Annotated in this window: 10 protein-coding genes and 3 pseudogenes; 4 read left to right on the forward strand and 9 right to left on the reverse strand. The window is 38.3% G+C overall.

Features of this window, described 5'->3' with window-relative positions; genetic code table 11:
- Positions 1–15 precede the first annotated feature (15 nt).
- Positions 16–1,097 (forward strand): annotated as a pseudogene (locus JCM17102_RS25700) (mannose-1-phosphate guanylyltransferase).
- Between the two features lie 101 nt (positions 1,098–1,198).
- Here JCM17102_RS25700 and JCM17102_RS01435 read toward each other — a convergent pair.
- The 3 genes from JCM17102_RS01435 to rpsO form a co-directional block, all read right to left on the reverse strand.
- The gene (locus JCM17102_RS01435; RefSeq protein WP_025073688.1) at positions 1,199–2,851 is read right to left on the reverse strand and encodes an AMP-binding protein; all 1,653 of its coding nucleotides are present in this window, start codon (positions 2,849–2,851) and stop codon (positions 1,199–1,201) included.
- 35 nt (positions 2,852–2,886) lie between these two features.
- Positions 2,887–3,462, reverse strand: a complete 576-nt coding sequence (locus tag JCM17102_RS01440) for a helix-turn-helix domain-containing protein (RefSeq protein WP_025073689.1) — start codon at positions 3,460–3,462, stop codon at positions 2,887–2,889.
- A 181-nt stretch (positions 3,463–3,643) separates the two neighbouring features.
- Positions 3,644–3,913 (reverse strand): 30S ribosomal protein S15, encoded by a 270-nt coding sequence (gene rpsO / locus JCM17102_RS01445; RefSeq protein WP_025073690.1) that lies wholly within the window; start codon positions 3,911–3,913, stop codon positions 3,644–3,646.
- Positions 3,914–4,069: 156 nt separating this feature from the next.
- On the opposite strand from rpsO, the gene typA reads away from it, so the two are divergent.
- A complete protein-coding gene (gene typA / locus JCM17102_RS01450) occupies positions 4,070–5,869 on the forward strand; it encodes a translational GTPase TypA (RefSeq protein WP_025073691.1) in 1,800 nt (599 codons plus the stop codon).
- Positions 5,870–6,199: 330 nt separating this feature from the next.
- Here the strand turns inward: typA and JCM17102_RS01455 are convergent, their stop codons facing one another.
- The 4 genes and pseudogenes from JCM17102_RS01455 to pckA all read right to left on the reverse strand — a co-directional run bounded on the left by JCM17102_RS01455 (position 6,200) and on the right by pckA (position 11,420).
- Entirely contained in the window at positions 6,200–7,501 is a 1,302-nt protein-coding gene (locus tag JCM17102_RS01455) for a MutS-related protein (RefSeq protein WP_025073692.1), read from the reverse strand.
- Between the two features lie 155 nt (positions 7,502–7,656).
- A pseudogene (locus JCM17102_RS29400) lies at positions 7,657–7,755 on the reverse strand (chromate transporter); the annotation flags it as partial.
- Between the two features lie 93 nt (positions 7,756–7,848).
- Entirely contained in the window at positions 7,849–9,639 is a 1,791-nt protein-coding gene (locus JCM17102_RS01460) for a right-handed parallel beta-helix repeat-containing protein (protein WP_025073693.1), read from the reverse strand.
- 174 nt (positions 9,640–9,813) lie between these two features.
- Positions 9,814–11,420 (reverse strand): annotated as a pseudogene (pckA, locus tag JCM17102_RS25705) (phosphoenolpyruvate carboxykinase (ATP)).
- Positions 11,421–11,704: 284 nt separating this feature from the next.
- Between pckA and upp the strand changes: the two are divergent.
- Both upp and JCM17102_RS01475 read left to right on the forward strand, forming a co-directional pair.
- Positions 11,705–12,358 (forward strand): uracil phosphoribosyltransferase, encoded by a 654-nt coding sequence (upp, locus tag JCM17102_RS01470; RefSeq protein WP_025073694.1) that lies wholly within the window; start codon positions 11,705–11,707, stop codon positions 12,356–12,358.
- Between the two features lie 332 nt (positions 12,359–12,690).
- Positions 12,691–13,269, forward strand: coding sequence for a DUF4890 domain-containing protein (locus tag JCM17102_RS01475; RefSeq protein WP_025073695.1), 579 nt, complete (start codon positions 12,691–12,693; stop codon positions 13,267–13,269).
- Between the two features lie 587 nt (positions 13,270–13,856).
- Here JCM17102_RS01475 and JCM17102_RS01480 read toward each other — a convergent pair.
- Positions 13,857–16,358, reverse strand: a complete 2,502-nt coding sequence (locus JCM17102_RS01480) for a YfhO family protein (protein WP_025073696.1) — start codon at positions 16,356–16,358, stop codon at positions 13,857–13,859.
- Positions 16,359–16,383: 25 nt separating this feature from the next.
- Positions 16,384–17,802: an adenosylhomocysteinase gene (ahcY, locus tag JCM17102_RS01485; protein ID WP_025073697.1), complete on the reverse strand. Its 1,419-nt coding sequence runs from the start codon at positions 17,800–17,802 to the stop codon at positions 16,384–16,386.
- Positions 17,803–17,971: the final 169 nt, after the last annotated feature.

Raw genomic sequence — 17,971 nt, forward strand, 5'->3', positions numbered from 1 at the left:
AAAAGAGTCACAATCATGACAGGTAAAGATAATTATTGTGTTATTATGGGGGGCGGTATTGGCAGTCGCTTCTGGCCTTTCAGCGTAAATCGTTGCCTAAGCAATTTCTTGATTTCTTCGGAACTGGTCGTTCACTCCTTCAACAAACCTTCGATCGTTTCAAAAAAGTAATTCCAACTGAAAATATTCTAATTGTCACCAACACTATATATGCTGATTTGGTGAAAGAACAGTTACCTGAACTGGATAAAAGACAAATTCTGTTAGAACCAGCTAGAAGAAATACTGCACCTTGTATTGCCTGGGCTGCTTACCACATTCGTGCCTTGAATCCAAACGCTAATATTGTAGTAGCTCCTTCGGATCATTTGATTCTGAAAGAAGAAGAATTTCTCTCTGCTATCGAAAAAGGATTAGATTTCGTTTCACGTTCCGATAAACTTCTAACATTAGGTATCAAACCTAATCGTCCAGAGACAGGGTATGGATATATACAAATTGATGAACCAGCTGGCAATAACTTCTATAAAGTCAAAACATTCACAGAGAAACCTGAATTGGAACTCGCGAAAGTATTTGTAGATAGTGGTGAGTTCTATTGGAACTCGGGACTCTTTATGTGGAACGTAAATTCAATAATAAAAACCGAAGAACTACTTTTACCTGAACTTGCGTCGAAACTGGCACCTGGCAAAGATATTTATGGAACTGATAAAGAAGCAGCATTTATTGAAGAAAACTTTCCCGCATGTCCCAATGTATCAATAGATTTTGGTATCATGGAGAAAGCTGACAACGTATATGTATCTCTAGGAGATTTCGGATGGTCCGACTTAGGTACATGGGGGTCTCTTTACGACTTGTCAGAAAAAGACATGGATGGGAATGCTGCACTAAGCTGTAACTCCCTAATTTATAATAGCAAAGATAATATAGTGGTTCTCCCTAACAATAAATTAGCCGTTATCGACGGCTTAGAAGGTTATCTTGTAGCTGAATCAAATAATGTATTATTGATCTGTCCAAAAAATGAAGAACATGCCATCCGCAAATATGTGAACGATGCACAAATGCAATTGGGAGACGATTATATTTAATGAATAACTAAAAATGAGGAATGAAGAGTGGTTGTGCATTATATTGCAAAATAGTTCTTCATTCCTCATTCTTAGTTATTCATTTTCAACAATCTTTCCCTTTAAATGATTTCTATTTCTCGTTCCTTGCAAAGTTGCAAACCTAGATCTTTCAATCTAAACTTCTGAATTTTCCCACTACCAGTCATAGGGAATTCATCGATAAAGAATATATATTTGGGTATCTTATAGCGGGAAATTTTATTTCTACAAAAATCACGTACATCCGATTCACTTATTTGAGCCCCTTCATGCAAGATAATAAACGCACCAACTGCTTCACCATACTTCTTAGAAGGAATACCTGCAACCTGAACATCTTTCACACCCTCAAGCTGATAAAGAAACTCTTCTATCTCACGAGGATAAATATTCTCACCACCACGTATAATCATATCTTTAATACGCCCAGTAATACGATAGTTCCCATTTTCGTCTTTAATGCCTAAGTCACCAGAATGTAAAAAGTTGTTTTTATCAATCACTTCTGCCGTAGCTTCCGGATTCTTATAATAACCTTTCATAGTATTATATCCACGGTTACACATTTCACCTTGTACGCCTACCGGGCATTCTTCACCCGTCTCTGGATCAATCACTTTGACTTCTGTAAACTCAAAATCTCGCCCTACAGTATTACAACGTACCTCAAACGGATCATCGATGCGTGTGGCCGTCATACCTGGTGCAGCTTCTGTCAAGCCATATACACTGGTGACTTTCATATACATTTTTTCCTCTACCTGCTTCATCAATTCCACAGGACACAGTGAACCTGCCATAATGCCCGTACGCAAACAAGACATATCAAATAGATCAAACATAGGATGATTCAATTCAGCAATAAACATAGTCGGCACACCATAAAGAGCAGTACAACGCTCTTTATGAATGGAAGCCAATACAACCAATGGATCGAAGCGCTCCACCATCACTTGTGTACAACCATGTGTCAAACAGTTCATAGTAGCCAATACCACACCAAAACAATGGAACAATGGTACACAACAACAAAGTTTATCATCAGCAGTAAACTTCATATGCTCCCCTGTCAGGAAACCATTGTTACTAATATTGTAATGAGTAAGCATCACGCCTTTCGGAAAACCAGTCGTTCCCGAAGTATACTGCATATTCACCACATCGTGACAATCAACTTTACTCTTCATTTCATTCAGCCGATCGTCTTCTACATTATCTCCCAACAATAGAATTTCTGCAGTATTATACATTCCACGATGTTTTTCCTGACCGACATAAATCACATTCTTCATATAAGGGAAACGCTCACTTTTCAAATGACCACGTTCACAATTTTTCAGTTCAGGAAGCATTGCATAGGTCATTTGCACAAAGTCGCTGTCTTTCTCACCATTGACAATACAAAGAGTGTGCATATCGGAATTCTTACAAAGATATTCCAGTTCAGCCTGCTTATAGTTCGTATTCACAGTCACATATACTGCACCAATCTTTGCGCAGGCATATAATAATGTCAGCCAATCGGGCACGTTAGCTGCCCAAATACCTACATGCGTACCTCGTTCCACACCTATAGCGATCAAACCTTTCGCCATATCGTCTACACGACGATTTAACTGACTCCATGTAAAACGGAGATTGCGGTCGGAATATACAATATATTCTTTATCGGGAGTTTCTTCGGCCCAGTGTTCCAGCCACTGTCCCAAAGTACAGTTCAAAGTAATTGTCATTGGGATTAAATTTAAGATTGATACTTATTACTTAATTATACCGGTGTATAAACAACAGCCAATATTTTTGCCGCCTGACCTTCGTATGCATGGACATGATGAGGCACAATAGAATCATAATAGATACTATCACCTTCCTCCAGTAGATAAGTATGCTTGCCATAACTAATCTCCATCACTCCTTCCATAACCATAATAAACTCTTCACCTTCATGTGATGAAAGTACAAAATCACTATCTTCCGTAGGCATCACATCAATGATAAACGGTTCCATGTGGCGGTCTGCTTTCGACTTGGATAAAGAATGGTACTCCATATGCTTACGAGAATGAATCGCATTATTCGAGAAGCTGATAGCGTCTTTCGCTTCTTTTTTACGGCAAACAACTGGTCCAACTTCATCCTGGTCATCTAAAAAAGTTCCCAAACGAACTCCCAACACACGTGCTATTTTAATAAGTGGTGCTAGAGAGGGTATATCGATATTCTTTTCAATTCGTTCGATCTGTTCCACAGCTAAACCGGAGCGCTGAGAAAGCTCTTCAATGGTAATAGTTTTGTCTTCTCGGAGAGCTTTAATTTTTTCTCCTACAATTTTACTTGTATCCATATTGAAAGTATTTTTGTCTTCAAAGGTTATAAATTATAATTATTAAGCTGCAAAAATAGTAAAATCTTTATTCCATCACAATTATAAGCGTTAAATTCTATCAATCATTCACTACTATAGATACAAAAAAACCGTTTCTCTTTCTCGAGAAACGGTTTTCAAACTTTTCGCTGCAAGTAGATTACTTACGCAAACCGAGTTCTTTAATGATACCACGATATCTTTCGATATCTTTAGCCTTCAGATAGTCGAGCAAGCGACGACGCTTACCTACTAACATTGTTAAAGCTCTCTCTGTACTATAATCTTTTCTGTTGAGCTTCATATGCTCAGTCAGATGAGAAATACGGTAGGAAAACAAAGCTATCTGCGCCTCAGCTGAGCCAGTATCAGTGTTAGACTTTCCGTACTTTCCGAAGATTTCTTGCTTTTTAGCTGCGTCTAAATACATAATTTTTAGAATTTTGATATAGTAAATTGTTCTTTTGAGCGTGCAAAGATAGACATTATCTTTATATCCCACAACGTTTTACAGGAAAAAAGTATGTTTATAGCGTATATTTCTAATCCAATTTTAGTACCTTTGCGCCCAAATAATAGGGATTATATGCAAAATATTCGAAACATTGCAATCATTGCCCATGTCGATCATGGGAAAACAACGCTGGTTGATAAGATGTTATTGGCTGGAAACTTGTTCCGCAGTAACCAAAATAGTGGTGAACTCATTCTGGATAACAACGATTTGGAACGTGAACGTGGTATAACTATTCTTTCCAAAAATGTATCCATCAATTACAACGGTACTAAAATTAATATCATTGATACTCCGGGGCACAGTGATTTCGGGGGTGAAGTAGAACGTGTCTTGAATATGGCTGATGGTTGTATTCTATTGGTGGATGCCTTTGAAGGCCCGATGCCCCAGACGCGTTTTGTATTACAAAAAGCACTGGAAATCGGCTTGAAGCCGATTGTAGTAGTAAACAAGGTCGATAAGCCAAACTGTCGTCCGGAAGAAGTTTACGAAATGGTATTCGACTTAATGTTCAGTCTGAATGCTTCTGAAGACCAACTCGACTTTCCTGTCATCTACGGTTCTGCCAAAAACAACTGGATGAGTACTGACTGGAAACAACAGACCGACAGTATCACTCCATTATTAGATTGCATTATCGAAAATATTCCGGCTCCGGAACAATTGGATGGTACTCCGCAAATGCTAATCACTTCATTGGATTATTCTTCATACACAGGTCGTATTGCCGTAGGACGTGTTCATCGCGGTACACTGAAAGAAGGTATGAATGTAACACTCGTGAAACGTAATGGTGATAAGTTCAAAACAAAAATTAAAGAGCTACATGTATTTGAAGGCTTAGGACGCGTCAAAACCGATGAAGTTTCTTCAGGAGACATCTGTGCATTGGTAGGTATTGATGGATTTGAAATTGGAGATACAATCTGCGATTATGAAAACCCGGAAGCATTGCCGCCTATTGCAATTGATGAGCCTACAATGAGTATGTTATTTACCATTAACGATTCGCCATTCTTTGGCAAAGACGGTAAGTTTGTGACTTCACGTCATATCCATGACCGCCTTACAAAAGAACTCGACAAGAATTTGGCTCTACGCGTAAAGAAAAGCGAGGAGGACGGTAAATGGATCGTTTCTGGTCGTGGCGTACTTCACCTTTCTGTGTTAATAGAAACGATGCGTCGTGAAGGATATGAGTTACAGGTAGGACAGCCTCAGGTTATTTTCAAAGAAATTGACGGAGTAAAATGCGAACCGATTGAAGAACTGACAATCAACGTACCGGAAGAATATTCAAGCAAGATCATTGATATGGTGACTCGCCGTAAAGGTGAAATGGTAAAAATGGAAAATACCGGTGAACGTATCAATCTGGAATTTAATATGCCTTCTCGTGGTATCATCGGTTTGCGTACTAATGTATTGACCGCCTCTGCAGGCGAAGCAATCATGGCTCACCGTTTCAAAGATTATCAGCCATATAAAGGAGAGATCGAACGTCGTACCAATGGTTCTATGATTGCTATGGAAGGTGGAACAGCTTTTGCTTATGCTATCGACAAATTACAAGACCGAGGTAAGTTCTTCATTTTCCCACAAGAAAATGTCTATGCCGGTCAGGTAGTAGGTGAACACTCTCACGATAATGACCTGGTGATCAATGTTACCAAGTCAAAGAAACTGACCAATATGCGTGCTTCCGGTTCTGACGAAAAGGCTCGTTTGATTCCACCAATACAATTCTCACTGGAAGAAGCTTTGGAATACATCAAAGAAGATGAATATGTAGAAGTAACACCGAAAGCAATGCGTATGCGTAAAGTTATTCTAGATGAAATTGAGCGTAAACGCGCTAACAAGATCTAATAAATAATAACCAAATCAATATAAGTGACGGGAGATGGAAAATAACTATCTCCCGTTATTTTTTTCTTTAAAAAGAAAAAGATGTATTTATGACCAACAAAACAAATTGTATTTATGAAAATAAAAATAATATTTATCCATTCTTGGCATCTTATTCGCTTCTCACAACAAGATAGCAATAAACTAAATCCTATGTGTTAGACACAGCAGCTAAAATAGTTAGCATGAAGAATATAAATTCTGCCATTCCCACTAATGATTCACTCATTAAAGGGATGAAAGTTACCATATACCATCCACTAACAAAACATCAAGTTAATTATTCAGCTTTTACAAATTCAATATCTTTTTCACCAACCAATAACCTACTCTTGCTTCCGAGATACCTTTCCGCAATCGATGAGGACAGACGAAACAATCTTCTTTGATTTCCGCCTCCATGTAATAAAAACAACAAGAACTATCTTTTTCAAATGCTTTCGCATATTCAAGAATGTGCGTAGAAACAAGAAAATGACAATTAGCAAATTCTTTTAATATCTCATTTACCGCAACAGAAGCTTCAAAAGCATCCTTCGCATTTGTGCCACGGAACATTTCATCCAACACGACTAAGCACCTCTTACCTTTTCCCGCTTTCTCCAACACCTCTTTAACACGAAGTATCTCTGCCATAAAATGACTTCGTCCGTCTCTCAAAGAATCGGGCAAATTGATTGAAGTATATATGCCCTCATATAGAGGACAAACCATTGATTTTACTGGAACAGGTAATCCACAATGCGCTAACCAGACAGCCAGAGTCAATGCTTTTAATGTAGTCGATTTCCCCGCCATATTGGATCCCGTAAAAAGACAGATATTACCTTGGGACATTTCCCAATCATTTACTTGCGCATTCTTCACAAAAGGATGTACTACTCCTTCTACCGAGAAATCCATGCTCCAAACAACCTTTGGAGTGCTACAAAGATTTTTTTCTTCAGCAATCCGATGAGCAGTACGGCAAACATCCAACGTATAAATAACCGACAGCAACTCTTTCAAAGATAGCAAGCGGGTACATCGAAATAAATAATCATATTTATCTATCACATAATTGGAGAATCGGGTATCCTTATCAAACGCCTGTTGCAAGACATTTTTCAGTTCAGTTCCATGCAAGATATCCTGTACCAAATCAATCATATCTTTCCAAAGTTGCGGTACAATTTCCTGTTGCTCTGTAATCCACTTTTCCAAATGATGTAACATTCGAACTATAAGTTTAACCCCTCTACAAACGACATAACGTTGAGAATCATACCTCACAAGACGATCAATAATTGTAGCACAAGACATTATAACATTCGCCTCCCTAATCTGGTCACGATAACTCAGGTAATACTCGATAAAGTCCAACTCTTCCTCATTCAAAGGAAGTTCCGGTAGTGCCCCCCAAGCTATAAGTTTCTGTCTTTTACAGATCATTTCCCAGTCACTCAACGGATACATAATCCATTCCATCATTAAAGATTTCCCTTGCTTCGTTTCCGTTTTCAGAAACAAAGAAGAAAGGGCTTGTTCGTCCTGTACGCCATCCGTTATACTAAGATCTATGCAAGTTTGCTTATCGGTATCCAGATATGTCATAAACAATTATATTATAATACGAGAACAATGAATTCTTAATCCTCAATATAAAATTAGTCCTACAGAACCCGCCAAACAAAGTTAACAAAATCGGATGAAGGTTCCATTTCCATGTTATCAGGAAAACTGAAACAAAGTCACTTGAGAAATAGCTACACATCAGTAAACTGTCGTGAAGTCAGCCAATGATGATGGTCTACAATCTCATGTTTTATCAATGAAAGCATTGCATATCCACCTCCAATAGTAAACATTCCTATTTTAGCGAAAGTGAAAAAAAAGTTTCAAGTAATTTATAATCATTCTCCAGTCGATGTTCTTTCAATATTAATTTTGTTATCTGTGTATCAGTCTTCCATTATCTTCACATTGGTCACCCGTTCCAGCAAAAATCGGCTCTTGTTCCAATGGAATGGTTTATAATCGGAATTCTGCACTATTGTATTATTGCGGAAAATCAAGCCATCTACCGACTTAGCATATAATATAGGTGCATCAAAAGTTTCGAATATATTTCCTTCGATGACAATTCCACCATCTTCCCCTCCATGGAAGTACTTCTGCTGATCTTTTAGATTAGGAATTTCCGGATAAATAGAAATAACAGCATTTGTAAATTGAAACATATTAGTAAGAGCATTTACAAAACGGTTTCCACGAATAAGCACATTACGGCAAGCACCGGTTTCAAACCAACCATTACAATCACCACATAAAAGAATGGCTGCTCCTGAAGTATGATCAAAAAGATTATTCTCTATAATTGTTTTTCGGGGGGTACTGAACAGACTCCCGCGAGCACGATTATTACGTATTACATTATTGGCAAAAAACACCTCCGGAGTCCAAGTCAAATTCTCAATACCAAAACCAGCCTTTTCATTAATCATTGGATCGATCGGTTCTTGAAAAGTAATGCAGAACTCACGGGCACCCTGAACCCCTTCTTTATCATATGGACGAATAGAAACAATATGATTCACTCCCTCAATAATTTCCATAGTCTCCGAGCGGATGAACTGCACACTGTCACCTTGGTATCCCCAATCAAATCCCCATGCCTGATTATGCATATAGCGTCCTACCAAAGTATTATCATCCAGTCTCTTAATGACTTTCAGGTAGGTGCCATGCACATTAATTGCATCATCCATCATTCCCTCATAAAGCCCATTTTGAGAAACAATCACTCCTTTACAACCGGAAAAGTGGGTTGCATCCGCTTGAGTAGTAAAATAACGCAGATCGTTTTCTCCCCTCAGGCAAACACTGAATCCATCTAAAGTTATATTTTCACAAAGTTGTGCCAATAATCCCATGCCTTCAGCATAATGTATCTTTACGTTCTGCAATGTAGTGTTTACATCATGAGACAGAAAGATTCCCGGTGTAGGTCGTTCTCCTGTCCTCATTGCAACCACTGTCCCCGGAATCAGACGCTTATCTTTCCACTGAGGAGCGTTCAGGCAATCAGAAGAAACTTCTCTGATCCCTTTAGTCGGACAATGTAAATCACTCGTTTTATATACCAGCCTTTTTGTTTCCTTCTCAAAAGCGATACCGCTACCTGGCTGTATTTGCCAACCGTCACCATAGTTTTCAAATACCGAATCCTTCCTAATCCGATATTTCACCCATGGAGCCGGTCTGAAAGTAATTCCATACTCAGGAGTATTATCAATGATTTCTACTTGCGCAATATGCGGATTTTCGAAGTCAATGCTGAAATTCTTTAAAGTACAATTGACAGAACGTAACAAAGACAACGGAATCATTCTTCCATGAAAAATAAATTCAGCCCCTTGCCCGTCCAATACTAAATTGGATAAATCTTCCAATGCTATTCCCACCTTTTTGGGATTACTTTGATCATGATTGGATATATAGTATTCACGCACATCCGCACCCGTCTCATAAAAATCATATCTTCCAGTAGAGAATCTCAGAACGATCTCATCACCAAATTCACACTCAGCTTTTATTTTTGCGATCACCTTTCGCAAAACAGGACTGGCATTTTTTCGGCTATCAGCCTTCAATCCCAATTTAGACATATCATATACACGCTCCTTTGCATTCGTAGAAAGCCCTATGGACAGAAGAATAAGGCAACAAAGAAATGATTGTAGTTTTCTCATATTACAGTAATTTGGTTTATATCATGTCTATACAAAGATACAACATAACCTACATATTTACAAGTTATTACTTTCATTCCTTACCTACGGAAATTACTCATAGAGATGAAAGTTATCAATACAGAAAAAGGCGGCTCCTTTCGGAACCGCCTTCTCATATCTGAATCCAATAAATTAGAGTTTCGGACCAGCAGCAACCAAAGCTTTACCAGCTTCGTTACCTGTAAACTTAGCGAAGTTCTTAATGAAACGTCCAGCCAAGTCTTTTGCTTTTTCTTCCCATTTACAAGCACATTCGTAAGTGTCGCGTGGGTCAAGGATTTTCGGATCAACACCCGGAAGTTCTGTAGGAACAACGAAGTCGAAGAAAGGAATCACCTTAGTAGGAGCTTTATCGATAGAACCATCAAGGATAGCGTCGATGATACCACGAGTATCTTTGATAGAAATACGTTTGCCAGAACCATTCCAACCAGTGTTTACCAAGTAAGCCTTAGCACCAGTCATTTCCATCTTCTTAACCAATTCTTCTGCATATTTAGTTGGATGCAATGACAAGAAAGCAGCACCAAAACAAGCAGAGAATGTCGGAGTCGGTTCAGTGATACCACGTTCTGTACCAGCCAATTTAGCAGTAAATCCAGACAAGAAGTAGTATTGAGCTTGTTCAGGGTTCAGGATAGATACCGGAGGCAATACACCGAATGCATCAGCAGACAAGAAGATAACTTGTTTAGCATGAGGACCTTTAGACACCGGTTTAACGATATTTTCAATGTGGTAGATAGGATAAGAAACACGAGTGTTTTCTGTTACGCTCTTATCTGTGAAGTCGATCTTACCATCAGCAGCAACAGTTACATTTTCAAGCAAAGCGTCACGTTTGATAGCATTGTAGATATCTGGTTCACTTTCTTTGTCCAAGTTAATAACTTTAGCATAGCAACCACCTTCATAGTTGAATACACCTTCATTATCCCATCCATGTTCGTCATCACCGATCAATTTACGTTTCGGATCAGTAGACAAAGTAGTCTTACCCGTTCCAGACAAACCGAAGAAGATAGCTGAGCTAGTTCCTTCCATATCTGTGTTAGCAGAGCAGTGCATAGAAGCAATACCACGAAGTGGGTTCATGTAATTCATGATAGAGAACATACCTTTCTTCATTTCACCACCGTACCAAGTATTCAAAATAACTTGTTCTTTAGTCTTCAAGTTGAAAACTGTAGCAGTTTCAGAGTTCAAACCAAGTTCTTTGTAGTTATCAACTTTAGCTTTAGAAGCGTTGAAACATACAAAATCAGGTTCTCCGTAGTTAGCAAGTTCTTCAGCAGTCGGGCGGATGAACATGTTAGTTACGAAGTGAGCCTGCCAAGCCACTTCCATGATGAAACGTACTTTCATACGAGTAGCTTCGTTAGCACCACAGAAAGTATCAACAACAAACAAACGTTTGCCAGACAATTGATTTACAGCTTTTGCTTTAAGATCAGCCAAGCCTCTTCAGTACAAGGTTTATTGTCGTTTTTGTATTCGTCAGAAGTCCACCATACAGAATCAGCAGAAGCTTCATTCTTAACGAAGAATTTATCTTTAGGAGAACGACCGGTATAGATACCTGTCATCACATTAACAGCACCTAATTCAGTTACTTGACCTTTTTCAAAGCCTTCAAGACCTGGTTTTGTTTCTTCAGCGAACAAAACATCATAAGACGGGTTGTGCAGGATTTCAGTTACACCTGTAATTCCGTACTTGCTCAAATCTAAATTTGCCATTTTCTTTTGAATTAATTTAAATTGGTATTTCGTTTATTATCTCTTTTTTTACCTTAACATGGAAGAGTCTTGGGTACTCCTTTTATAATCCGAGGACAAAAGTAATACTTTCTTTGAAAAGCAAGAAGCTATTAGAGAAATTTTTCCCTAATAGAATCTCTTTTATAAATTCCTAACAATATCTGCAAACTGAATATTGCAATTTGAAAGATTATCATTTACTTTGCAAGGCAGTATGTTATCAATATGATAAATATAAGATTAAATAACGATTTAAATATAATATGAAAGTAATTGATTTTAGCCAGACAAATTCCATTCTAAACCAGTATGTTGCTGAAATAAGAAATGTAGAAGTTCAGAATGACCGTCTGCGTTTTCGCCGCAATATCGAGCGAATTGGAGAAATTATGGCTTACGAAATAAGCAAGGAGTTACAATATTCAGTAAAAAACATACAGACTCCTTTAGGGATTTCTCCGGTCAGTACCCCAGATAATAAAATAGTTATCAGTACTATTCTTCGTGCCGGATTACCTTTTCATCAAGGCTTCCTAAGCTACTTCGATCAAGCAGAAAATGCTTTCGTCTCTGCATATAGAAAATATAAAGACAAGTTAAAATTTGATATACATATTGAATATATAGCTTCTCCACGTATTGACGAAAAAACATTGATAATTACAGACCCAATGTTAGCAACAGGTAGTAGTATGGAGTTAAGTTATCAGGCTATGCTGACCAAAGGTCATCCTTCAGAAATCCACATTGCTTCTATTATTGCCAGCCAACAAGCTATTGATCATATAAAGAATGTATTTCCGGAAGACAAGACAACGATCTGGTGTGCAGCCATCGACCCTGAAATCAACGAGCATTCTTATATTGTACCCGGATTGGGAGATGCAGGTGACTTAGCTTATGGAGAGAAAGAATAATATTCTACCAAAACTAATTACATCTGAAATCTTATTCTAATATACTAATTCATAAAGGTGATCATCTCAACTGTTTCTTATTTAGGGTACATCTCGAGAAGAAGCAGCTGAGATTATATATGTATCAAGAAGTCCTTAAATATTTTTTCAAACCATCTTTACGGCAAAATCTGTACAAAATATAGTATTACTTAGATTAATGGAATTAGGTTGAATAAATCATTTCTATCACCTTTGATAGACAAAACCTCGTCTCCGGTCGATTTTATTTTTCTCAGTTCCTATATTTGCCTAACTTTGATTCAATAAAATCAATTAAAAAGATAACAGATATGAAAAATAACATGAAAATTGTTGGGGCCATGATATGCTTTATGACCTTTGCCGGTTTTGCAATTGCACAAGAAACGCCCGAATCTCAAGCCAAACAACAACAGGAAAAACGCCTTCCCCACGAAGTGCCTAATCCGGAAAAGATAGCAATGCGAATGACGGAACAGATGCAGAGATCATTGCAACTAACTGAGAAACAATACAACAAGATTTATAAACTTAATTTGAAAGAACAAAAAAAACGCTTTAATTTGATGCAATATGCTGAAAACAAAGGTTCATTTATGAGAGGAGGGTTCGGAATGGGAGAAGGACGTCCTCCTATGCCGATGGGTGGAGGTGAACCTCCGATGGCAAGGGAAGGTGGATTTCCCAGTAGAATGGGAGGAAGACCACGAATGCAATTAGATGATGATTCTGCCGAAGCTCTAAAAAAAGCAGCAGAAGCTAAAGATAAAAAAATAAAGAAGATTCTGACCACCGAACAATATGAGAAGTGGAAAGCGGAACAAGAAGCCAATCGTGCCAAAGCGGCTCAAATGAGAAAATCAAATGATAACCGCCCAAGAAGGGAATAAAATCACAATGGCATATAATCTACACTCAATAAATAATTAAAAACAGTTTTTTGTTTTCATAATTTTTTAGTGAATACAAAACGGTTCTCTTCGTGAGGAAAGGAGCCGTTTTTATTTTCCTAGACTTCAAATAGTCATCTTCTGTGCATTATCTGTTGTCTTCGGATAAAGTCTCGGTTGCCCGCTCCTTGTATGTAGGGTTCTTCTTCTATAATATATTATCAACTTAATTCTTATTTTGGTTTCATTAATAAATAGGCTGTTGGCTATTAATATAAATCATATCCTTTATTAATAGCAAACTTATCCTTTATCAATAGATAACTTACTCTCTATTAGGAGAAAACTTATTTTTCTCTTATATAAAACTATAACCGCAAGCTCCGGTTATATAACTGAAACTTTTGATTATATAATCAAAGGTTCCGGTTTTATAATCAGGACTTGCGGTTATAATCCCTTTCCTACAAAAACACATTTTAGTTCTTGAAGGAACAAGTTTCCTTCCGATTAAAAAGAATTTATGCAGAACAAAGATAACAAAAAAGTTCTTATTATGTCATAAGAATCTTTATTCTGCGTTTTATTCACTTTATGGCTAATTGTTTTCTTTTCAACCACACAAATAACATCATTCCAATCAACAACAAAGCCATGGCAGCATATGCTATACTCTCTGTCAAGTGTAAACTTTGCGGATCAAACCACATTTCAATTGTATGTTTACCGGCCGGAACATTCATTGCACGCAGAATATAATCAGCACGTGCTATGTCTACCGGTTGTCCATCAATTGTTGCTTGCCAACCCGGATAATAAATTTCAGAGAAGACAACGATCCCATCTTTGGCAGAAGAAGTCTCATAAACCAAACGATTCGGTTCATAACTTGTCAGACGAATCACAGACAAAGAATCTTTATACCCCTCTGTTACCCCTTTCAGATTCTCCTTGAATTTCACATCTACCACAGCAGTTTCTATCGGGGAAATATCATTCAGTGCATCTATTTCTTCATTAGCATTATCAACGTACTGAACTTTATCAACAAACCAAGCATTGCCGTAAGTATAAGGATTCTCTACAGGTACTGTCTCGCCTTTCTGTCCAGCCGGGAATATGAAATATTTCGTATTCAACATATTCAGTACCCGGAATTTAGAAGCATCTACACTATCCATAGCCCCGCCGGCCGCAGCTATCGCCTGATAGGTCTGCTGCATCTCCGGAGAAATATGATGTTCGATCATTTCTTGATAACGGCGCAATTTTGCAGCGTGATATCCACCTACATTCTTATGCCAATAAGAGGTATTATTTTCATTAAAGGTATCTGTTGCAAAATTTAATACACGATAATTCAAAGTAGTATCCTGAAGAATTATTTCATCTGCCTGACTCTTACGGAAGACATCTGTCTTTTGGGATTTGGGAATAAACTCTTCATCGTATAAATAACGCTTATTCACACTCCACATATCTACCAGACAAAGAATTGCAATACCTGCTATCGTTAAGGAAGCTCTTAACTTCTCTTGCAAATAAAGGAATAACAACGCACATCCTACTACTATAATAAAGAAACTACGCCATGCATCCGAAGTCACTAATGCTTTTCGCATTTCAGTCAGATTAGCCACAATTAGAGATAAATGTTCAGCCGGAATCCCTTGTTGCAAAGCAGCCATCTCCTGAGCCGGAATATAATTAGAGAAGAAAATTCCCGGTGCAACTGCCAAAATCAAAGCAACACCCGCCGTCAATACCAAGCTGACAATTAATCCTGTCCGGTTCTCCTTCAATTTCAAAATATTCGGTTTTGTCAACACTTCTTTCAATGCAAAAATAGCTAGCAATGGAATAGTAAACTCGGCAATCACCAGAATAGAAGAAACCGCACGAAACTTATTATACATCGGCATATAGTCTATAAAGAAGTCCGTCAGCCCCATGAAATTCTTTCCCCACGAAAGCAAAATTGAGAAAATAGTCGCGCCTAACAATGCCCACTTCAAAGGTCCTTTCACAATAAAGCACCCCAGAATAAACAGAAACAGTACAAATGCTCCTACATAAACCGGACCGGATGTCATCGGCTGATCACCGAAATACTGTGTCAGTTGAGAATAAATACTACTGTATGTCGGATCTGCCTTTTCCATTGCCGTTTCATTCCTTGACAAAGGAACAGATGCTCCCCCTTTGACATTCGGCACCAGCAATGTCAGTGTTTCACCTATCCCGTAACTCCATTGTGTGATATAATCGCGGTTCAGACCACTACTTGTCTGATTTGCTGCAGCTGCCCCTTCATGTTTCAGTTCACTTTTACCGCGCATTGTTTCTTTGCTATACTCATACGTATGATATAGATTAGAAAGATTTGCACAGACTCCTATCACTGCTGCCAATACCAATACAGCACTGGCTTTAAAAAAGTGAGGTAATTCTTTCTTCTTATATGCATCTTCGAAATAAGCTCCAACAAAGAACAGGATTACAAACATGAAGTAGTAACTCATCTGTATGTGGTTGGCCTGTATCTGAAGTGCTATAAACAAGGCAGTAATGATTCCTCCCAGCAGATACTTCTTACGATACGCCAACACAATACCGGCAATCGTAGGCGGAATATATGCAAGGGTTATAAATTTCCAAATATGTCCTGCCGATATCAGTATGAAGAAATAGGACGAGAAAGCCCAGATAACACCTCCTAAAGCCGACAACCAAACCGATATTCCAAATGCCCTGAGCAGTATATAGAAGCCAAGCATCATAATAAATGTCAGCACTACATAAGGCGGAAGATACAAATGATAGACCGCTTCCACCCATTTCAATGGCTTGGTTGAATCATAACTCGGAGACATCTGGTAAGTAGGCATACCTCCAAAAAGAGAGTTTGTCCAACGAGTACGTTCTCCGGTACGTTGCAAATATTCTGTAGCTTCTTGTCCACCACCTACTCCGGCAACCGAATCATTTTGAAAGAGAATACGTCCTTCAATATCCGCTGGAAAAAAATAGGCAAAAGAAAGAATAACGAAAGCCAGAATGGCAATCAAATCAGGAAGGATTTTCTTCATAATAATGAATAATAAATGAAACTGACTAATATCTATAATGATCAGCCTTATACGGCCCATCTACCGACACACCGATATAAGCAGCTTGCTCAGGAGTGAGTTTTGTCAGTTTCACCCCAATCTTTTCAAGATGCAAACGCGCCACTTCTTCATCCAAATACTTCGGCAAACGATAGACATTTACATCATATTTCTTATTGAACAGTTCGATTTGAGCTAAAGTCTGATTAGTGAAAGAGTTACTCATCACAAATGACGGGTGACCGGTAGCACAACCCAGATTTACCAAACGACCGTCTGCCAATAGAATAATACTATGTCCATCCGGGAAATAATAACGATCTACTTGTGGCTTGATATTGACACACTTAATGCCGGGATAGTGTTTCAAAGCATCCACCTGAATCTCGTTATCGAAGTGTCCAATATTACAAACAATCGCTTGATCTTTCATTCTTTCCATATGATGGATACAAACAATATCAATATTTCCTGTTGTTGTCACGAAAATGTTACCTTCTGTACATGCTTCTTCCATTGTTACGACTTCAAAGCCTTCCATAGCAGCCTGTAAAGCGCAGATTGGATCAACCTCAGTCACTAACACACGTGCTCCGTAAGTGCGCATAGAATGAGCACATCCTTTTCCTACATCACCATATCCGCACACCACAACTACCTTACCGGCAATCATCACATCTGTAGCACGCTTGATACCGTCCGCCAATGATTCGCGGCAGCCATACAAATTATCGAATTTAGATTTCGTTACAGAATCGTTCACGTTAAAAGCCGGGAACAAAAGTTTCCCTTCTTCCTGCATTTGATAAAGACGATGTACTCCGGTAGTCGTTTCTTCTGAAACACCACGAACTTCTGCAGCAACACGATGCCAACGAGTATTATCTTTAGCCAAGACTTTCTTCAATATGGCATTTAACTCAATTTCATCTTCTGCATGTACTTCTTTATCCAAAACAGCCGAGTTGTTTTCAGCTTCATAACCTACATGAATCATCATCGTAGCATCGCCACCATCATCCACAATTACATTCGGTCCTTTACCATCGGCAAAGTTCAATGCTTGCAATGTACACCACCAATAATCAGCCAGTGTTTCCCCCTTCCAAGCAAACACAGCTACTCCCGAAGCAGCAATTGCAGCCGCAGCATGATCCTGTGTTGAATATATATTACAAGAGCACCAACGAACTTCAGCTCCTAATGCAACCAGCGTTTCAATCAGAACAGCCGTTTGAATGGTCATGTGCAATGACCCCATGATACGGGCACCTTTCAGTGGTTTGGATTCTCCATACTTTTCGCGAAGAGCCATAAGGCCAGGCATCTCTTTTTCTGCCAAATCGATTTCCTTGCGTCCAAAATCAGCAAGCGTAATATCTGCCACTTTATAAGGCAGAGTAGAGAATAATTCTGTAGACATATTGTAAATCATTTAATATATAATGCTTGCAAAGATAGAACATTCTGATTAGTAGGACAAAAGCTATCCAGCTTTTTTATCAAATAATAACTTGGAGGAGAAGATGTACTATTAAAATATTGTTTTATATTTGCAACAAGTTACACATATTCTACAACAATTATACAAT

The sequence above is a fragment of the Bacteroides faecichinchillae JCM 17102 genome (assembly GCF_000614145.1).
Classification (GTDB): Bacteria; Bacteroidota; Bacteroidia; order Bacteroidales; family Bacteroidaceae; genus Bacteroides; species Bacteroides faecichinchillae.